A 15,391-nucleotide genomic window follows, 5' to 3' on the forward strand; every position below is an offset into this window, starting at 1 on the left:
TCATGACTCGACCTCCGCAGTCCGAGGACCGGTTCCGGTTACGGTCGCTCCGGCGCTGGTACGTGGTGGTGTGGGTGGTCCTGGGGGTCCTCCCCCCGGTCGTCTCCGTGCTCGGTGACGACGGCGCCACCACCTCCTGGTCGATCGGGCTGTCGGCGGCGCTGGCCCTCTGCTACGCGGGCGTCGTGGTCCGACCCGGCCGTCCGGTGCTGCGGCCGCGGGCCTTCCTGGGCGCGCTCGTCGTCGGCATGGGGGCCCTCGCGCTCGTCCGGGGCGACGGCGCGGCGCTGTTCATCGTCTCCCTCCCGCAGTTCTGGCTGTTCGCCGGGAGCCCGCGCCGGGCGATCGCCCTCAGCGCGGCCGGCGCGGCGGCCACCGTGACCGGCATCGTCCGCCACCAGGCCTGGGACGCCCAGGAGTTCGCGGCGGGCAACGTCGTCTTCACGCTGATCGGCTGGCTGGCGGGCGTGCTCGTCGGGCTCGGGGTGGTCCGGATCGTCGAGCAGGGCGACGAGCGCGCCGGCCGGCTGGGCGCGGAACTGGAGGCCGCCCGGCTGCGCCTGGCGGAGGCGCACCGGCTCCAGGGCGCCACCGAGGAGCGGGAGCGGCTGGCCCGGGAGATCCACGACACCCTCGCGCAGGGCTTCGCCTCGATCATCGTGCTGGCGGAGGCGGCCGGATCGAGTCTCGCCGCCGATCCCGGCCGGGCCGCCCAGCAGTTGCTCTCGATCGAGCGGACCGCCAGGGAGAACCTCGCCGAGGCGCGGGTGCTGGTGGGTTCGGCCCCGCCGTCGGGGCTCGCCCCCGGCTCGGTCGCCGCGGCCCTGCGCCGGACCCTGGAGCGGTTCACCGAGGACACCGGGCTCCCCGTGGCGGCGGAGCTGGCGGAGGTCGCGTGCGACGGGCCGACCCGGATCGCGCTGCTGCGCTGCACCCAGGAGTCGCTGGCCAACATCCGCAAGCACGCGGCCGCCTCCCAGGTGTCGGTCGTGCTCGGGCCGGTCCCGTACGGCATCGAGTTGGAGATCACCGACGACGGGCAGGGGTTCGTGGTGCGGGACTCGCGCGGTTTCGGGCTCAACGGCATGCGCCGGCGGCTCGCCGAACTCGGTGGCGAGCTCACCGTGACCAGTTCGCCCGGCGACGGCACCCGGGTGCTCGCGGCCGTCCCGGCCCACGGGCAGGGGTGACGCCATGGGCTCAGGAACACGCAAGGTCCGCGTCGTCGTGGTCGACGACCACACCGTGATGCGCGCCGGGCTGGTCGCCCTGCTGGCCTCGGAGCCGACCGTGGAGGTCGTGGGCGAGGGCGGCGACGGCCGGGCGGCCGTCGACCTCGTCGCGGGCCTGCGGCCCGACGTGGCACTGCTGGACCTGCGGATGCCGGTGCTCGACGGGGCGAGCGCCACCGCGGAGATCACCGCCGCCCGCTCGGCCACCCGCGTGCTGATCCTGACCACGTACGACACCGATGAGGAGATCGAACGCGCGGTCGAGGCCGGGGCCATCGGCTACCTGCTCAAGGACACCACGCGCGAGCGGCTCGTCGACGCCATCCACTCCGCGGCCAGGGGCGAGACCGTGCTGGCGCCCCGGGTCGCCGAACGCCTGGTCGCCCGCCTGCGCCGCCCCGCCCCCGTGGCGCTGACCGCCCGCGAGACGGAGGTGCTGACCGCCGTCGCCGACGGCCTGTCCAACGTGGAGATCGGACGCCGCCTGGTCATCACGGAGGCCACCGTGAAGACCCATCTGCTGCGGATCTTCGCCAAGCTCGACGTCAACGACCGCACCCACGCGGTCGTCACCGCCCTCGACCGCGGCCTGCTGGAGCGCCGCTAGGGCCGGCCCTTCACGCGCCCCCGGTGCTCAGGCCTTCCACTCCTCGGCGAGGAGGCCGAGGACCACCTGGTCCACGAACGCGCCCAGGACCCAGGCCGAGGAGCGCAGCACGCCCTCGCGGACGAAGCCGTTGTGCTCGGCGGCGCGCAGCATCGGGGTGTTGTCGGCGAGCGTCTCGATCTGCAGGCGTTGCAGGCCGCGCACCACGAAGCCGTAGTGGCAGAGCACCGCGACCACGTCGGTGCCGTAGCCCCTGCCCCGGGTGGACGGCAGCAGGCCGAGTCCGATGTGCGCCGTCCGGTTGTGGGTGTCGATGCCCCACAGGGTCGCCGTGCCGACCAGCGTGCCGCCCTCCAACTCCACCACGGAGAACGGGACGTGTGCCTGCTGCGTGTCGTCGACCACGAGGCGGGAGTCCTTCGAGCCGGGCGTGATCGGCCGCCACGGCCGGCCCTCGGAGCGCGCGGAGTTGACCACGTCGTCGTAGAGCTCGGTCAGCAGGACCGGGATGTCTTCCTCGTACCGGGCCCGCAGCCCGACCTTGTCGCCTCGAAGCATGGCGACTTCCTATCCGACGGGCCGTCCGCCGGCAAACGGATGAGCCCGACCGCGCCTTGTCCGCAGCGCCGGCCCGGGGGATCCCGTCGACCGCGACGCAGATCGGCGGACGGTGCCACCGTGGAGTTCCGGCCGAGCGGTTCGTCGACGGTCCCGCTGATCCGCAGCCGACAGGCGGTGACCGGGAGGACCGGCCCCGGGCGTCGGCTACGGCTCCACCCGCCGCCAGTCCGCGCGGCCGCCCGGTTCCACGGGGGCGGCGGCGAAGTCGTAGCGGACGCCCCCGCCGCCGAGGGCGAGCAGGGAGATCGAGGACGACCCCCAGAGCCGTCCGTCGCCGAACTCGCGCCGCTGGACCAGGGCGGCCGAGTCGTCGAGCGCCAGGCCGTCGCCGGTGACGATCGGCAGCCAGCCGCCCCAGGCCTGCTCGGCCGTCGCGGCGCCGGGGCGGGGCTCGGGCCGGGGTTCGGCGGCGAAGCGGGCGCGGAAGTGGGCGGCGCGGGCGGCCATCAGGGTGCGGATCCGCTCGGAGGTGGTGCGGCTCTCGGCCAGCCCCTCCGGCCCGTCGTTGAGGATCACGCTCAGGCCGGCCGGCAGCTCCGTCCCGACGAGCCGGCCGCCGCTCCCGCCCCAGCTCAGCACGTGGGCGCCGGCCGGCCGGAGGACCACCAGGTGGAAGGGGTCGTACCGGTCGAGGTCCCGTTCGTCGATCCGGCCGCCCCGGACGGCGAGCAGCGGCAGTTCACCGCGCGAGAGCCGGCCCTCCGCCGGTGCCGGGGTGCCGAAGCCGTTCAGCAGGCACGCGGCGACGGGCCCCGGGGTGCCCGCGCCGCCCGGCTCCACGGCGAGCCACGTCCCGCCCGCGACCAGGTCCAGCCCGCCGACGGCCGACGGCTGCGCGGGCCAGTGGCGCCCGGGCGGCGCCCACCGCCGTCCGGCGTACTCGTCCCGCACCGACAGCAGCAGCACCGGCACCGCCGACGCCGGCTCGATGCTCACGAACGCCGTGCACACGTCCTGTCCCCCTGACCTCGGCCGCACCGCCCTCCCCGCGATCCTCGCACGCCCGTTCGTGGACCGGGAGTGGTCCGGGCCCTTCCGCCCGACCGTCCGGTCGTGCCAGAATCGCCGCCCGCACCCGGCCGCCGGGCCCGAAGTGGCCCACGATTCCGATGGCCGAACGTACCGGGACAGCGGGCCGCCGTGTTCCTAGGCTGGCGGTCATGACGACCACGAACGGGACGATCACCCCGACCACCACCGACGCCGCCGTACCCGCCCCGAGCCAGCGGATCTCGCTGCCCGACCTGGCGCCGGAGTACTACAAGGCGATGTTCGCCGTGGAGCGCGCCGCCCGTCAGGGCGTGGACCCGGTGCTCGCGGAGCTGGTCAAGGTGCACGCCTCGATGATCAACGGCTGCTCGTTCTGCATCGACATGCACTCCACCGACGCGGTCGAGCACGGCGAGCAGCACCGCCGGCTGCTCTCCCTCCCCGCCTGGCGCGAGACCTCCTGGTTCACCGCCAAGGAGCGCGCCGCCCTGGCGCTGACCGAGTCGATCACCCTGCTGACCCGGGGGCACGTGCCGGACGCCGTCTACGACGAGGCCGCCGCCCACTTCGAGCCGGCCGAGCTGGCGCAGCTGATCGCGCTGATCATCACCATCAACTCCTGGAACCGGATCGGCGTGACCTCCCGCCTCAGCCCGGCCGCGAAGTAGGGGGGCGGACGCGATGACGACGTCGACGGAGCAGCGGGACAAGGCCCGCCGTCTGCACGAACTCCACCGCCCGGGGAAGCCGTTGGTGCTCGCCAACGTCTGGGATGCGGTCGGCGCCCGGCTGGTCGCGGCCGCCGGGGCACCGGCCGTCGCCACCGCCAGCGCCAGTGTCAGCTGGACGCTCGGCAGCGCCGACGGCGACGCCGCCGACCGGGACGCGGTGCTGGCGCAGACCGCGCTGGTGGTCCGCGCGGCCGGGCCGCTGCCGGTCACCGCGGACCTGGAGAGCGGGTTCGCCGACACCGCCGCCGGGGTCGGCGAGACGGTCGCCGCCCTGCTCGCCACCGGCGCGGTGGGCGTCAACCTGGAGGACGGCGTCCGGCCCGCCGCCGAGGCGGCCGAGCGGATCGCGGCGGCCCGCGCGGCGGCGGACGCGGCCGGCGTGCCGCTGTTCGTCAACGGCCGCACCGATGTGTTCCTGCGGCAGCTCGGCGCGCCGGAAGGACGGTTGGACGAGGCGGTGGCCCGGCTGCGGGCCTATGCCGAGGCCGGCGCGGACGGCGTCTTCGTGCCGGGGGTGGCCGACCCCGCGGTGATCGCCGCGCTGGTGGAGGCCGTCCCGGCGCCGCTGAACGTGCTGGCCGGGCCGGGCGCGCCGGCCGTGCCGGAGCTGGCGGCGCTCGGCGTGGCCCGGGTCAGCCTGGGGCCCGGTCTGGCGCGGGCGGCGTACGCGGCGGTGCGCCGCGCCGCCGAGGAGGTGTACGCGGACGGCACGTACACCGCGCTCGACGGCGGGCTGGACTACCGGGAGCTGCAGGGGCTGTACGTCACCGGGTGAGCGAGCCCAGCGTGCCCACGGCGTGATCGAGCACGCTGCCGTTGGCGCAGTGGGCCGGCCCGGCGGCGTGGCTGCCGAGCGCCGGGACGACCGCCACCTCCTGAAGGCAGGACGCGGCGGCCCCGAAGTCCCCGGCGGACGGGGGAGCCGCCGGGGGCTTGGCCGCGAAGGCGGGCGCCGGCGCGACGGACAGCGCCAGCGCGGCCAGGGCGAGCGCGGCGGGCCGCCGCGCGCCGGTCACAGGCCCTGCCCGATCTGGCCGCTGAGGCCCGGGTGGGTCAGCTGGCCGGTGCCGATGGCCTCGATCTCGGTGGCGGCCTTGCCGACCAGCGGCAGGTCCTTCGCCTTGTGGATGACGAGGTCGGCGGGGGAGACGGTGAGTCCGTTGGACAGCCCGCCGAGCGCGTCCGGGGAGGACGCGGTGGAGGTGGCGGCGGACGCGGCGGGCGCGGCGGCGGCGAGACCGGCCAGGGTGAGGGCGGCCAGGGTGGCGAGTTTCTTCATGAACCCCCCAACGACCCGGGCCGCCCTCGGTCACCGCGCGGCCCGGGCGGTCACCCGCAGCGTGCGCACGCTGTTGCTGACGAACGACCCGATCGGCTCCGGCGCCGGCCCGTCCGCGAGCGCCAGCGCCGGGTAGCGCTCGAACAGCAGCCGCAGCGCCGTCTCCGCCTCCAGCCGGGCGAGCCCGGAGCCGAGGCAGAAGTGCGGGCCGTGCCCGAAGGACAGGTGCCGGTTCGGCTGCCGGGTGACGTCGAAGCGGTCGGCGTCCGGGTGGTGGGCGCCGTCGCGCCCGGCGGCCGCGTAGGAGGCGAGCAGCGCCTCGCCGCGCCGGATCACCACGTCCCCGACCGGGATGTCCTCGGTCGCGTAGCGCAGCGGGAACTGGCCGACCGGCGAGTCGTGGCGCAGCGTCTCCTCGACGACCGCCGACCACGGCACGGTGCCGTCCAGCACCAGCCGCAGCTGCCCGGGGTGAGCGAGCAGGGCGCGGACCGCGTTGGTGATGAGGTTGAGCGTGGTCTCGTGGCCCGCCACCAGCATCAGCAGCAGGGTGCCGACCAGCTCGCTCTCGCTGAGCCGGTCGTCGTCCTCGCGGGCGGCGATGAGGGCGGTGGTGAGGTCGTCGCCGGGCTCGGCCCGCTTGGCGGCGACCACCGAGGAGAGCAGCGCGAACAGCGACCGCTGCGCGGCGACGGCGGCCTCGGGCGTCGCGGAGCTGGAGACCAGGGTGTCGGAGAGCTCGTGCAGCTCGTCCTGCTGCCGGGGCGGCAGGCCGAGCAGCTCGCCTATCACCTGCATCGGCAGCGGGTAGGCGAAGTGCTCGCGCAGGTCGAAGGCGCCCTCCAGCCCGGCGGTCCGGTCGAGCAGCGCGGTCGCCCGGGCCTCGATCGCGGGCTGCAGGGCGGCGATCCGGCGCGGTGTGAACGCCTGGGTGACCAGGCCGCGCAGCCGCCGGTGGTCCTCGCCGTCGGCGGTGATCATGCCGGGGACGGTGACGAAGGTGATCAGCGGCCAGCCCTCGGGCAGCCGCCCCTCCCGGAAGGTCGTCCACAGCTGCGGGTTCTTGCCGACGCGCGGGTCGGCGAGCAGGCCTTGCAGGGTGTCGTGGTGGGTCACTGCCCAGACCACCACCCCGCCAGGGAGCTCCACCAGGACCGCCGGGCCGGCTTCCCGGAGGCGGGCGTTCTCCCCGTGCTGGTCGCGTCCGAGGGCGTCGAGCCGGACGGGTCCGGGCCGCCCGCCCCGAAGGCCGGCGCCGCCGGTGTCCCCTCCGGCGTCCGCGCCCCCTGCGCCGGGTCCGGCGTGACGGTCGGTTCCTGGTCTGCCGGTATCGGCGGCGGTGTCCATGCGGAGGGCCTCTCGGGGGCGGGCGGGCGGGGCGGGGTGAAGGCGCTGTAGAGCACCGGAAGGCTGATCAGGGCGCGCGACCAGGGGGACGGACGCCAGGCCAGCTCATGGGCCGGCACGGCCAGCTGGAGGTCCGGCAGCCGGTGCAGCAGGGTCTCGACGGCGGTCTCGACGATGATCCGGGCCGGGTGCTGGGCCGGGCAGACGTGCTTGCCCGCGCCCCACGCCAGGTGCGCCCGGTTGCCGCCGAGCGCGCCGTGGCCGAGCGCGCCGGGCCCCTGGGCGGCCGGGTCGGCGTTGGCCGCGGCCAGACCGAGCACCAGCATGTCGCCCTCGCTGATGTACTGGCCGCCGAGGACGGTGTCGCCGGTGGCCCAGCGGCCGGGGAAGTTCTGCGTCGGCGGGTCGCGCCAGAGCACCTCCTCCAGCGCGTCGGCGACGGTCAGCCGGCCGCCGGTGAGGGTGGCCCGGAAACGGCGGTCGGTGAGCAGCAGCCGCAGCGTGTTGCCGGTCCAGCAGATGGTGGTCTCGTTCCCCGCGACCATCATCACCACCAGGTGGTGCACCGCCTCCTCGTCGGTCAGCGCGGCCGGGTGGGCCAGCAGCCAGGAGGTGAGGTCGGCACTGGGGGTGGCCCGGCGGCGCTGCACCAGGTCGACCAGGACGGCCTGGAACTCCTGGTTGGCGCGCACCGATTCGGCGCCGCTGTCGGCGATGTGGCTGATCAGCCGGATGAGGTGCGGGCCGGCCTCGGGGGGCAGGCCGAGCAGCTGGGTGAAGACCAGCAGCGGCAGCCGGCGCGCGTACTGGGCGACCAGGTCGGCGGTGCCGTCCGGGCCCCAGCTGTCGATCAGCGCGTCGGCGGCGGTCTCGGTGGTCCCGCGCAGCTGCCGGTGGTCGATCTGGGCGAGGGTGTCGGCGACGGCCGCGCGCAGCCGCTGGTGCTCGGCACCGTCCAGGTTGAGCAGGGTCGGGCGCCAGGAGGTCATCGGCTGGAGCCGCGAGTCCGCGGCCAGCCGGCCCTCGGCGGGCACCCGCCAGCGGCGCGAGTCCTTGGAGAACAGCGCCTCGTTGCGGGTGAGTTCGAGCAGTTCGGGGTAGCCGAGGACGAGCCAGGCCTCCACCCCCGGCTCCAGCTCGATCGGCGCCACCGGGCCGTACTGGGCGCGCAGCCGGGCGTACAGGCCGTGCGGGTCGTCGGCGACGGCGGCGCCGTACAGCGGGGTGAGCGGCACCCCGACGGGCAGCCCGCCGGGCAGCGTCCCGCGGTGGGTCGCGGCGCCGGGCGTCCCGCCCGCGTGCGCGGGGCACCCCGGGGGCGGGACGGCGGCCGTGCCGGCGGGCTCGGGAAGGGTCATCGCTCCAGCTCCAGGACGGCGGTGCGGTGCAGGTGGTCGACGAAGTCGATCAGCAGGTCGTACGCCGCCCGGCGGTCCCGGGCGTCGCAGTACAGCACCGGCGCCCCGGGCAGCAGGTCCAGCGCGGCCCGGATCTCCTCCTCCGGGTAACTCGGGGAGTCCGGGAAGGTGTTGACCGCGACGGCGAACGGGATCTGCTGCTCCTCCAGCCGGCCGAGCACGTCGAAGCTCTCGTCCGGGCGGCGCAGGTCGACCATGGCGATCGCGCCCAGCGCGCCGCGCGACAGGTCGTCCCAGAGCGGCCAGAACCGCTGCTGGCCGGGCGTGCCGAACAGGTACAGCGCGAGCCGCCGGTTGAGGGTGATCCGGCCGAAGTCCAGCGCCACCGTGGTGGTGCTCTTGTCGCCGCGCCCGGTGAGGTCGTCCACGCCGGCGCTCGCCGCCGTCATGGTCTCCTCGGTGCGCAGCGGGGTGATCTCGCTGAGCGAGCCGACCAGGGTGGTCTTGCCGACCCCGAACGGGCCGGTGACGAGGATCTTCACCGCGCCCTGGACGGACGGCGGCAGGTACTGGGGCTCGGCGGGCGGGCCGAAGGACGCGTCGGCCACCGGGCCGGCGAGCGGGTCAGCGGAGTTGGCGGAGGCCAACGAGCACCTCTTCCAGGAGAGTGGTGGGCAGACGCTCGGCCTGCGGGACGGGCGGGAGCACCTGGACGGCGCCGAGGTCCCAGAGGTCGCCGACCAGCACCTTGACGACGCCGAGCGGCAGCCCCAGGTGGGCCGCCACCTCGGCGATCGACAGCAGGCTGCGGCAGAGGTCGACAATGCGCTGGTGCTCACGGTTGAGCAGCGCGTCCTCGGGCAGTTCGGGCCGCTCCGGTAAGGCGCTGACCAGGCTCTCGACCGCCAGCTCTGGGCGGGTGGAGCGGCTGCGGCCGCCGGTGATGACGTAGGGGCGGACCGGGCCGCCGCTCACCGGTGGCCCCCCGCCGCGAGGTCGGCGCGCGGCGGGCTGGTGAGGTGGGTGCCGATCCGCTCGACGAGGACCTGCATCTGGTAGGCGACCAGGCCGGCGTCGACGGCCTCGCCGGTCACCACGGCCAGGTGGGCGCCGGCCCCGGCGGCGACGATGAAGAGGTAGCCGCCGCCGTACTCGATGATGATCTGCCGGGTGGAGCTGTGGTGACCGCCGAAGCCCTGGGCGACGCCGCGGGCCAGCGACTGCAGGCCGGAGCAGGCGGCGGCGAGCCGCTCGGCGTCCTCGCGGACGATGCCCTCGCTGCGCCCGATCTCCAGGCCGTCGTTGGACACCACGACGGCGTGCTGGACCTCGGGGACGTTGATGATGTCGGCGAGCAGCCAGCCGAGGTCAGGGGTGGTGGTCATGGAACTCTCCGGAGCGCTGGGGAAGCTGGGGGGAAGCGGGAAGGGAAGGGTCGTGCGGGGCGGGGGCCGGGGAGTGGCCCGAGGGGAGGGGACCGCCCTGGTCCTGGCCGAACGGGCCGCGGGGGCGGGCCCGGTCCTGCTGACCGGCCTCGGCCCCGGCCCTGGCCTGGTACGCCGTCTGGGCCTGGGAGTTGGCCCGGGCGGCCGAACGGCCGCTGGCGGTTCCGGCCTGGAACATCGACATGAACGCCTGGGCCTGCTGCGCCGAGCGGTACGGCGGAGGCGGCGGGGTGGCGGCGGAGCCGGCCGCGTGCCGGGAGGCGGCACGGCCGCGCCGGTGGCTCCGGCGGGGCAGCGGCGGCGGGGTGGCGCCGTACGCCGGGGCGGCGTCCCCCGGGGCGCCGGCCCCGGGAGCGTCGCCGGTCCGGGGCGCGGCGGGCGGGGTGACGGCCGGCGGGTAGCCGCTGACCGGCGGGTACGCGGGCGGGTGGCCGGTCGCCCGGGCCGGGTCGTACGGGGCGGCCGCGCCCTGGCCGGGCCGGGCCGGCGCCGCTCCGTACCCGGTGCCCCGGTCGGTCGCGGCCGGCGGCGGGCCGGGGCGGCGCGGTCCGCCGCCGAACACCGCGTCGCCCGCGCCGAGGCCCGGCACGGTCGGCGGCAGCGGCTCGGTGAGCAGCGCGTTCGGCAGCAGCACCACGACCCGCACCCCGCCGTAGGGCGAGGGCGCGGAGCTGAGGGTGACCCGGAACCCGTACTGCTCGGCGAGCCGGCCGACGGCGGCCAGGCCGAGCTGCGGCACCTCGCCGAGCCGGGAGATCTCCACCGTGGAGCCGCCCGCCAGGGCGGCGGAGGCCTTGGCCACGGCCTGCTCGGGCATGCCGACGCCGCCGTCGTCGATCTCGATGACGGCGCCGTTGTGCACGGGCATCAGGGTGACGAACACCTGGGTGCTGGGCGGGGAGTAGCGGGTGGCGTTGTCGAGCAGCTCGGCCACCGCGTGGATCAGCGCCTCGGCGGCCGCGCCGACCACGGCGGTCTCGATCCGGCTGCGGATCATCACCCGCTGGAAGGGCAGGATGCGCGACTGGGCGCCGCGCACGACGTCCTCCAGCGAGACCGGCTCGGGCCAGTGCCGGCCGGCCCGGGCGCCGCAGAGCACGGCCAGCGTCTGGGCGAGGCGGGCCTGTTGGGCGGCGGCGTGGTCGGCCTTGAGCAGGCCCTCCAGCAGGGCCGGGTCGTCGTGGGTGCGCTCCATCTCGTCCAGCAGGGCCTGCTGGTCGTGGGCCATCACCAGGATCCGGCGGGCGACGCTGAGGAAGGCCCGCTGGGTGGAGGCGGTGAGCTCCTGTTCGTGCTGGACGGCGGCCAGTTCGGCGCTGCGGCGGGAGAGTTCGCTGGTCAGCCGGTCGCGCAGGGCGGCGATCTCGCGCTGCTGGTCGCCGGCCCGGCGGCGCTGGGTGGCGGCGACCGCGCGGTAGCGGGCGGCGGCCACTAGGGCGAGGACGGCGAGCACGCCTGTTGCCGTTGCGCACCACTGAGTCATCGTCACGCGGCGAATTCTAGGGCGATGATCCTACGAAGGTGTGAACGGATCTCGCCAAGTGACCGGATCTCGTCGATATCCTGTCAATACCGCGCCAATCCGTACTGCTTCGGGCCCGATCGGGCGCCCCGTGGGCCGTCCGTGGACCGTCGACCGGTGTCCCACCCGCCCCGCTAGTGCACAGCCGACAACCGGTGCAACAGCAGCAACGCGACGTCGTCCGGGCGCGAACGCCGTTCGGTGACGTTCAGGGTGAGCAGATCGGCCAATCTCTCCAGCGCCGGACCGGGCTCCACCCGTACCGGACCGGCGTTGCGCGCCCACAGCTCCAGTCCGCCGAGCATCCGCTGCACCGACTCGTCGTAGTCCTCCTCGCGGTCCTCCACCAGGCCGTCGGTGTAGACGAGCAGCGTCTCGCCGGGCGTCAGGTGCTCCACCGTCAGCGGGTACGGCCGGTCCGGGGCGACGCCCAGCGGCGGGCCGCCGGGCAGCTCCAGCTCCACCGCCTTGGCGTCCTCGGTGATCCGGACCGGGGCCGGGTGCCCGGCGCGGGCGGCCCGCAGCGTGCCGTCGGCCGGGTCCAGGGTCAGGTAGAGGCAGGTGGCGAACAGCTCGGTGTCCAGCTCGGCGAGCAGCCGGCTGGTCCGGGCCAGCGTGGCGGCCGGATCGTGCCCGTCGGTCGCGTACGCGCGCAGACCGCTGCGCAGCTGGCCCATCACCGCGGTGGCCTCGGCGTTGTGGCCCTGGACGTCCCCGATCACCAGGCCGATCCGGCCGTCCGGCAGCCGCAGCAGGTCGTACCAGTCGCCGCCGATCTGCATGCCCTCGGTGCTCGGCAGGTAGCGGGCGGCGCTGGCGATCCCGGGCAGCCGGGGCAGGGTGCGCGGCAGCATCGCGCGCTGCAGCTCGGTGGCCCGGTGGTGGTGGGTGTCGTAGAGGCGGGCGCGCTCCAGGGACTGCGCGAGGATGCCGGCGAAGGCGGAGTAGAGGGTGCGGTCCTCGCGGCTGAAGATCCGCTCGGTGGCGAAGGTGATCAGACAGGAGCCGACCTGCCGGCCGGAGGCGACCAGCGGCAGCACCGCCCAGGCGCCCGGGGCGAGCGGACCGCCGCCCCCGGTGCTGCCCGCCCCCGGCGGGCGCTCGCGGTCCCGGCCCCGGCCGCGCCGGGCCGGCTCGCTGAACAGCGGGGCCGACCGGGCCAGCGCGCGCTGCATCACGCCCTCGGACAGGTCGGCCAGCCGGGTCAGCTCGGTGCGCAGGGGACCGCCGTAGACGGTGTGCGCGACGGGCAGCAGCCGGCCCTCGTCGACCAGGTCGAGCACGATGCTGGCCGCCCCGAAGGCGGGCCGGGCGATGTCGGTCACGGCCGTGGTGACGTCCCGGACGGTGACCGCCCGGGACAGCGCCCGGGTGAGCGCCAGCAGCAGCGCCGAGCGGGCCCCGGCGGCGGACGTCCCGACGACGGCCGCCCGCTCGGCGGCCCCGGCCGACCGCCCGGACCGTCCGCCCGCGGGGCGCTCACCGGGGGCGCGGCCGTGGTCGAGGTCGGCGATCAGCCCGGAGATCCGCACCGGCCGGCGGTGCACGTCCAGCATGACCTCGCCGGTCTCCTCGATCCGGATCACCCCGCCGCCCCGGCGCGGCACCCGGTAGCGGATCCGGTACGGCCCGCCGGTGGCGAGCGCCTCGGCGAGCGCGGCCTGGACGTCCGGCAGGTCCTCGGGGTGGACGACGAGGTCGAGGTCGGGCGCGGGGGCCGGGCCGCCGTCCTGCGGCGCGGGCCGGCCGACCAGCCGGAGCGCCTGGGCGTCCCAGTGGGTCTCGCCGGTGACCAGGTCGCGTTCGAAGGCGCCGTGCCCGGCGGCCCGGACGGCGAGCGAGAGCAGCGGGTGGGCCGTCCCGGCGGCCGGGTCGCCGCAGCTCGCGGGACCGGGGCGGACCCCGTTCGGCGCGGCCCCGCCGGTGCGCGGCGCTCCGGGCGCTCCGGGCGCCCCGGCGTGGTCCAGCAGGTACGCCAGCCGGTGCGCGCAGGCGTCGGCGAGGGTCTCCAGCACGTCCAGGTCGCGGCGCGGGACGATCCCCCGGTGGGCGAGGGCGAGGGCGAGCACGCCGATCGGCCGCTCGTCGACGACCATCGGCAGCGTGACGATGGCGACCATCCCGGTGCCCATCCCGGCGTTCCGGTTGGGGTAGTCGACGCTGGTGCGTTCGGGGCTCAGCAGATAGGGGCGGCGCAGCTTCAGGGCCATCGCGGCGGGCAGCTCACTGGCCGGGTCGACCACGCTGTAGCGCTCGTGGGCCCAGTCGGGCAGGCCGTGGGAGGCGGACAGCCGGAGCATCCCGGCGGGGTCCAGCAGGTAGAGCGCCGAGCCCTCGCCGGTGATCCAGCCCGGGCCCTCGGCCAGCACGGTGCCGAGCAGTTCGGCGGCGCTGGTGCAGCCGAGCAATAAGCGGACGCAGCGCATGGCACTGCGCGCGGTGGGGCTGCTGCGCGGGTCCACGGGACGGCCGGCCTCTCCGGTTCCTTATGGGGCAGTTAATTCTTAATACCTTATTTCTTAAGTGGGTGAGGCGTGGGGCGAACGGCAGGTCCCGGGGCACCGGGTTTCCCCGGTGTGCGAGCACCCCCGCCGGGTCCGGTACCCTTCTCCGTACGACGTCCCGCCGTGCAGGCGGGGCCGAGGGTACGGGGCTATAGCTCAGACGGTTAGAGCGCTTCCCTGATAAGGAAGAGGCCACAGGTTCAAGTCCTGTTAGCCCCACACCACGCCGAAGGGCCCGGAGCGATCCCGCTCCGGGCCCTTCGGCGTGCTCGGCCCCGCCGCTCAGGGGCGGGGCCAGCCGCGCAGACCGGCGGTCAGCACGGTGATCATCCGCTGCTGGGTCTCCCCGAGGTCCTCGGCGAGCTGGAAGGCGCCGCCGGTGGACAGGGCGGCGAAGCCGTGGGCCAGCGAGCGGAAGGTGCGGGCGGCGTGGATCGCCTCGGAGCCCTCCAGCCCGTACTCGCGCAGCACCGCGACGATCACCCCGACCAGCCGGCCGGCCGCCGCGGTGAGGTCCGGGTCCGGCTGCGGGGCCTGCGGCAGGGCGCCGTAGCGGTGCGGGTGCTCGGTGGCGTAGGCGTGGTACGCCCGCAGGACGGCGGCGACCGCAGCGTCCCCGCTGCGGCCGAGTGCCGCCTCGGCGAGCCGGTCGGCCAGCTCCCCGGTCACCCGGACGGCCACCAGCCGGCGCAGTTCGGCCAGGCCGCCGCTGACGTGCTTGTACAGCGAGGGGGTGGCGACCCCGGCGCGGGCGGCCACGGCGGCCAGGGTGAGGGCCTCGGGGCCCTGCTCGTCGATGAGGGCGAGGGCGTGGCCGACGACCTGCTCGGGGGTCAGTCCGACTCGGGGCACTGCGGTTCTCCTGGGAACGGGGGGCGGGGGCGGGGGACGGGCTCGGGACGCTTCGGGACGGCGGCGGCGCTCAGGCCAGGTCGGCGAGGAAGGACAGCAGGGCGTCGGCGGTGGCCCGCGGGTGGTCGGCCATCGGGTAGTGGCCCGCGCCCTCGATCATCACCTTGCGGGCGTTCAGCGCGGCGGCCTGCCGGTCGGCGACCAGCTCCGGCTTCGCGAAGTCGGGGTCCTTCGAGCCCATCACCACCAGCGCCGGGCAGCGTACGGCGGCCGTCCAGCCGACGGGCGCGGAGTCGCCGCGCACGTAGCCGCGGGTGGCGGTCCTGCGGCCCGGGGTGCGCATCGCGGCGACCAGCCCGGCCACGTACTCCTCGTGGTCGGCCGGCTTGGGGCCGGGGAAGGCCATCGTGCGGTGGTAGAGGCCCCAGAACCCGGGCGAGCGCACCAGCATCGCGCCCATCGCACCGACCACCAGGCGCTGCAGCGCGTTCGGCGGCACGTTCTCGACGAAGGCGTCCAGCAGGACGATGCCGGCGACCCGGCCGGGGGCGTCCCCGGCGGCCTTCACGACGCTGGCGCCGGTGTAGGAGTTGCCGGCCAGCACGGCCCGCTCGATGCCCAGGTGGTCCAGCAGGGCGAGGACGTCACCGGCGATCGCGGCGGGGGAGTAGTCGTCCCAGAGGATCGAGGACTCGCCGAAGCCGCGCAGGTCCATGGTGATCACCCGGCGGCCGGCGGCGGCCAGCAGCGGGCGCAGGTGCCGGTAGGCGGCCCGGCTGTCGAGCATCCCGGGGAGCAGCACGACCGGGACGCCCTCGCCGTGCGCGGTGTCGTCGAAGGCGATCCGGCCGCCGGGCAGGTCGAGGTGGCGGGTGACGGGGGCGAGGGTGCCGTTCATGGGGA

General features: G+C 75.9%; 17 protein-coding genes and 1 tRNA gene. 5 read left to right on the forward strand and 13 right to left on the reverse strand.

Annotation, left to right across the window (positions count from 1 at the left end):
- Window positions 1–2: 2 nt before the first annotated feature.
- Both ACFVVL_RS24375 and ACFVVL_RS24380 read left to right on the forward strand, forming a co-directional pair.
- Window positions 3–1,190: a sensor histidine kinase gene (locus ACFVVL_RS24375; protein WP_380290983.1), complete on the forward strand. Its 1,188-nt coding sequence runs from the start codon at window positions 3–5 to the stop codon at window positions 1,188–1,190.
- 4 nt (window positions 1,191–1,194) lie between these two features.
- Window positions 1,195–1,839: a response regulator gene (locus ACFVVL_RS24380; RefSeq protein WP_380290981.1), complete on the forward strand. Its 645-nt coding sequence runs from the start codon at window positions 1,195–1,197 to the stop codon at window positions 1,837–1,839.
- A gap of 27 nt (window positions 1,840–1,866) precedes the next feature.
- Here ACFVVL_RS24380 and ACFVVL_RS24385 read toward each other — a convergent pair whose 3' ends face one another.
- Both ACFVVL_RS24385 and ACFVVL_RS24390 read right to left on the reverse strand, forming a co-directional pair.
- Window positions 1,867–2,397 (reverse strand): GNAT family N-acetyltransferase, encoded by a 531-nt coding sequence (locus ACFVVL_RS24385; protein ID WP_380290979.1) that lies wholly within the window; start codon window positions 2,395–2,397, stop codon window positions 1,867–1,869.
- Between the two features lie 207 nt (window positions 2,398–2,604).
- Window positions 2,605–3,396, reverse strand: coding sequence for an NRDE family protein (locus tag ACFVVL_RS24390; protein ID WP_387678565.1), 792 nt, complete (start codon window positions 3,394–3,396; stop codon window positions 2,605–2,607).
- Window positions 3,397–3,620: 224 nt separating this feature from the next.
- On the opposite strand from ACFVVL_RS24390, the gene ACFVVL_RS24395 reads away from it, so the two are divergent.
- Both ACFVVL_RS24395 and ACFVVL_RS24400 read left to right on the forward strand, forming a co-directional pair.
- Window positions 3,621–4,118: a carboxymuconolactone decarboxylase family protein gene (locus tag ACFVVL_RS24395; RefSeq protein ID WP_380290975.1), complete on the forward strand. Its 498-nt coding sequence runs from the start codon at window positions 3,621–3,623 to the stop codon at window positions 4,116–4,118.
- 13 nt (window positions 4,119–4,131) lie between these two features.
- Entirely contained in the window at window positions 4,132–4,956 is an 825-nt protein-coding gene (locus ACFVVL_RS24400; RefSeq protein ID WP_387678568.1) for an isocitrate lyase/phosphoenolpyruvate mutase family protein, read from the forward strand.
- Here the strand turns inward: ACFVVL_RS24400 and ACFVVL_RS24405 are convergent.
- From ACFVVL_RS24405 to ACFVVL_RS24445, 9 genes are all read right to left on the reverse strand, one after another.
- Window positions 4,946–5,197: a hypothetical protein gene (locus tag ACFVVL_RS24405; RefSeq protein WP_387678571.1), complete on the reverse strand. Its 252-nt coding sequence runs from the start codon at window positions 5,195–5,197 to the stop codon at window positions 4,946–4,948. The genes ACFVVL_RS24400 and ACFVVL_RS24405 overlap by 11 nt on opposite strands.
- Entirely contained in the window at window positions 5,194–5,460 is a 267-nt protein-coding gene (locus ACFVVL_RS24410) for a hypothetical protein (protein ID WP_387678573.1), read from the reverse strand. The genes ACFVVL_RS24405 and ACFVVL_RS24410 overlap by 4 nt, the downstream gene beginning before the upstream one ends.
- 30 nt (window positions 5,461–5,490) lie before the next feature.
- Entirely contained in the window at window positions 5,491–6,576 is a 1,086-nt protein-coding gene (locus ACFVVL_RS24415) for a cytochrome P450 (protein WP_380290967.1), read from the reverse strand.
- Window positions 6,573–8,165, reverse strand: coding sequence for a cytochrome P450 (locus ACFVVL_RS24420; protein ID WP_387678577.1), 1,593 nt, complete (start codon window positions 8,163–8,165; stop codon window positions 6,573–6,575). Before ACFVVL_RS24420 ends, ACFVVL_RS24415 begins: the two co-directional genes overlap by 4 nt.
- On the reverse strand, window positions 8,162–8,773 hold the full coding sequence (locus ACFVVL_RS24425) for an ATP/GTP-binding protein (RefSeq protein WP_380291050.1): 612 nt from the start codon (window positions 8,771–8,773) through the stop codon (window positions 8,162–8,164). The genes ACFVVL_RS24420 and ACFVVL_RS24425 overlap by 4 nt, the downstream gene beginning before the upstream one ends.
- A gap of 16 nt (window positions 8,774–8,789) precedes the next feature.
- Window positions 8,790–9,140: a DUF742 domain-containing protein gene (locus ACFVVL_RS24430; protein ID WP_380290963.1), complete on the reverse strand. Its 351-nt coding sequence runs from the start codon at window positions 9,138–9,140 to the stop codon at window positions 8,790–8,792.
- Complete coding sequence (locus tag ACFVVL_RS24435; RefSeq protein ID WP_380290961.1) at window positions 9,137–9,550, reverse strand: roadblock/LC7 domain-containing protein; 414 nt, start codon at window positions 9,548–9,550, stop codon at window positions 9,137–9,139. The genes ACFVVL_RS24430 and ACFVVL_RS24435 overlap by 4 nt, the downstream gene beginning before the upstream one ends.
- On the reverse strand, window positions 9,534–11,093 hold the full coding sequence (locus tag ACFVVL_RS24440) for an ATP-binding protein (RefSeq protein ID WP_387678634.1): 1,560 nt from the start codon (window positions 11,091–11,093) through the stop codon (window positions 9,534–9,536). The genes ACFVVL_RS24435 and ACFVVL_RS24440 overlap by 17 nt, the downstream gene beginning before the upstream one ends.
- 173 nt (window positions 11,094–11,266) lie before the next feature.
- Window positions 11,267–13,594 carry a SpoIIE family protein phosphatase gene (locus tag ACFVVL_RS24445; protein WP_387678582.1) on the reverse strand — a complete coding sequence of 776 codons (2,328 nt, stop codon included), beginning with the start codon at window positions 13,592–13,594 and terminating at the stop codon, window positions 11,267–11,269.
- A 187-nt stretch (window positions 13,595–13,781) separates the two neighbouring features.
- On the opposite strand from ACFVVL_RS24445, the gene ACFVVL_RS24450 reads away from it, so the two are divergent.
- Window positions 13,782–13,855, forward strand: a tRNA-Ile gene (locus ACFVVL_RS24450).
- A gap of 63 nt (window positions 13,856–13,918) precedes the next feature.
- On the opposite strand, the gene ACFVVL_RS24455 is transcribed toward ACFVVL_RS24450, so the two are convergent.
- Both ACFVVL_RS24455 and ACFVVL_RS24460 read right to left on the reverse strand, forming a co-directional pair.
- Window positions 13,919–14,488: a TetR/AcrR family transcriptional regulator gene (locus tag ACFVVL_RS24455; protein WP_380297511.1), complete on the reverse strand. Its 570-nt coding sequence runs from the start codon at window positions 14,486–14,488 to the stop codon at window positions 13,919–13,921.
- A gap of 70 nt (window positions 14,489–14,558) precedes the next feature.
- Window positions 14,559–15,386 carry an alpha/beta fold hydrolase gene (locus tag ACFVVL_RS24460; RefSeq protein ID WP_380297509.1) on the reverse strand — a complete coding sequence of 276 codons (828 nt, stop codon included), beginning with the start codon at window positions 15,384–15,386 and terminating at the stop codon, window positions 14,559–14,561.
- Between the last annotated feature and the right edge of the window lie 5 nt (window positions 15,387–15,391).

The organism is Kitasatospora sp. NPDC058115, from assembly GCF_042884635.1.
Taxonomy (GTDB): domain Bacteria; phylum Actinomycetota; class Actinomycetes; order Streptomycetales; family Streptomycetaceae; genus Kitasatospora.

What these genes read in the sequence shown, in the direction of transcription:
- ACFVVL_RS24375 (WP_380290983.1), top strand. Translation starts at nt 3, where the DNA reads ATGACTCGACCTCCGCAGTCCGAGGACCGGTTCCGGTTACGGTCGCTC.
- ACFVVL_RS24380 (WP_380290981.1), top strand. Translation starts at nt 1,195, where the DNA reads ATGGGCTCAGGAACACGCAAGGTCCGCGTCGTCGTGGTCGACGACCAC.
- ACFVVL_RS24385 (WP_380290979.1), bottom strand. Translation starts at nt 2,397, where the DNA reads ATGCTTCGAGGCGACAAGGTCGGGCTGCGGGCCCGGTACGAGGAAGAC.
- ACFVVL_RS24395 (WP_380290975.1), top strand. Translation starts at nt 3,621, where the DNA reads ATGACGACCACGAACGGGACGATCACCCCGACCACCACCGACGCCGCC.
- ACFVVL_RS24400 (WP_387678568.1), top strand. Translation starts at nt 4,132, where the DNA reads ATGACGACGTCGACGGAGCAGCGGGACAAGGCCCGCCGTCTGCACGAA.
- ACFVVL_RS24410 (WP_387678573.1), bottom strand. Translation starts at nt 5,460, where the DNA reads ATGAAGAAACTCGCCACCCTGGCCGCCCTCACCCTGGCCGGTCTCGCC.
- ACFVVL_RS24420 (WP_387678577.1), bottom strand. Translation starts at nt 8,165, where the DNA reads ATGACCCTTCCCGAGCCCGCCGGCACGGCCGCCGTCCCGCCCCCGGGG.
- ACFVVL_RS24435 (WP_380290961.1), bottom strand. Translation starts at nt 9,550, where the DNA reads ATGACCACCACCCCTGACCTCGGCTGGCTGCTCGCCGACATCATCAAC.
- ACFVVL_RS24440 (WP_387678634.1), bottom strand. Translation starts at nt 11,093, where the DNA reads ATGACTCAGTGGTGCGCAACGGCAACAGGCGTGCTCGCCGTCCTCGCC.
- ACFVVL_RS24460 (WP_380297509.1), bottom strand. Translation starts at nt 15,386, where the DNA reads ATGAACGGCACCCTCGCCCCCGTCACCCGCCACCTCGACCTGCCCGGC.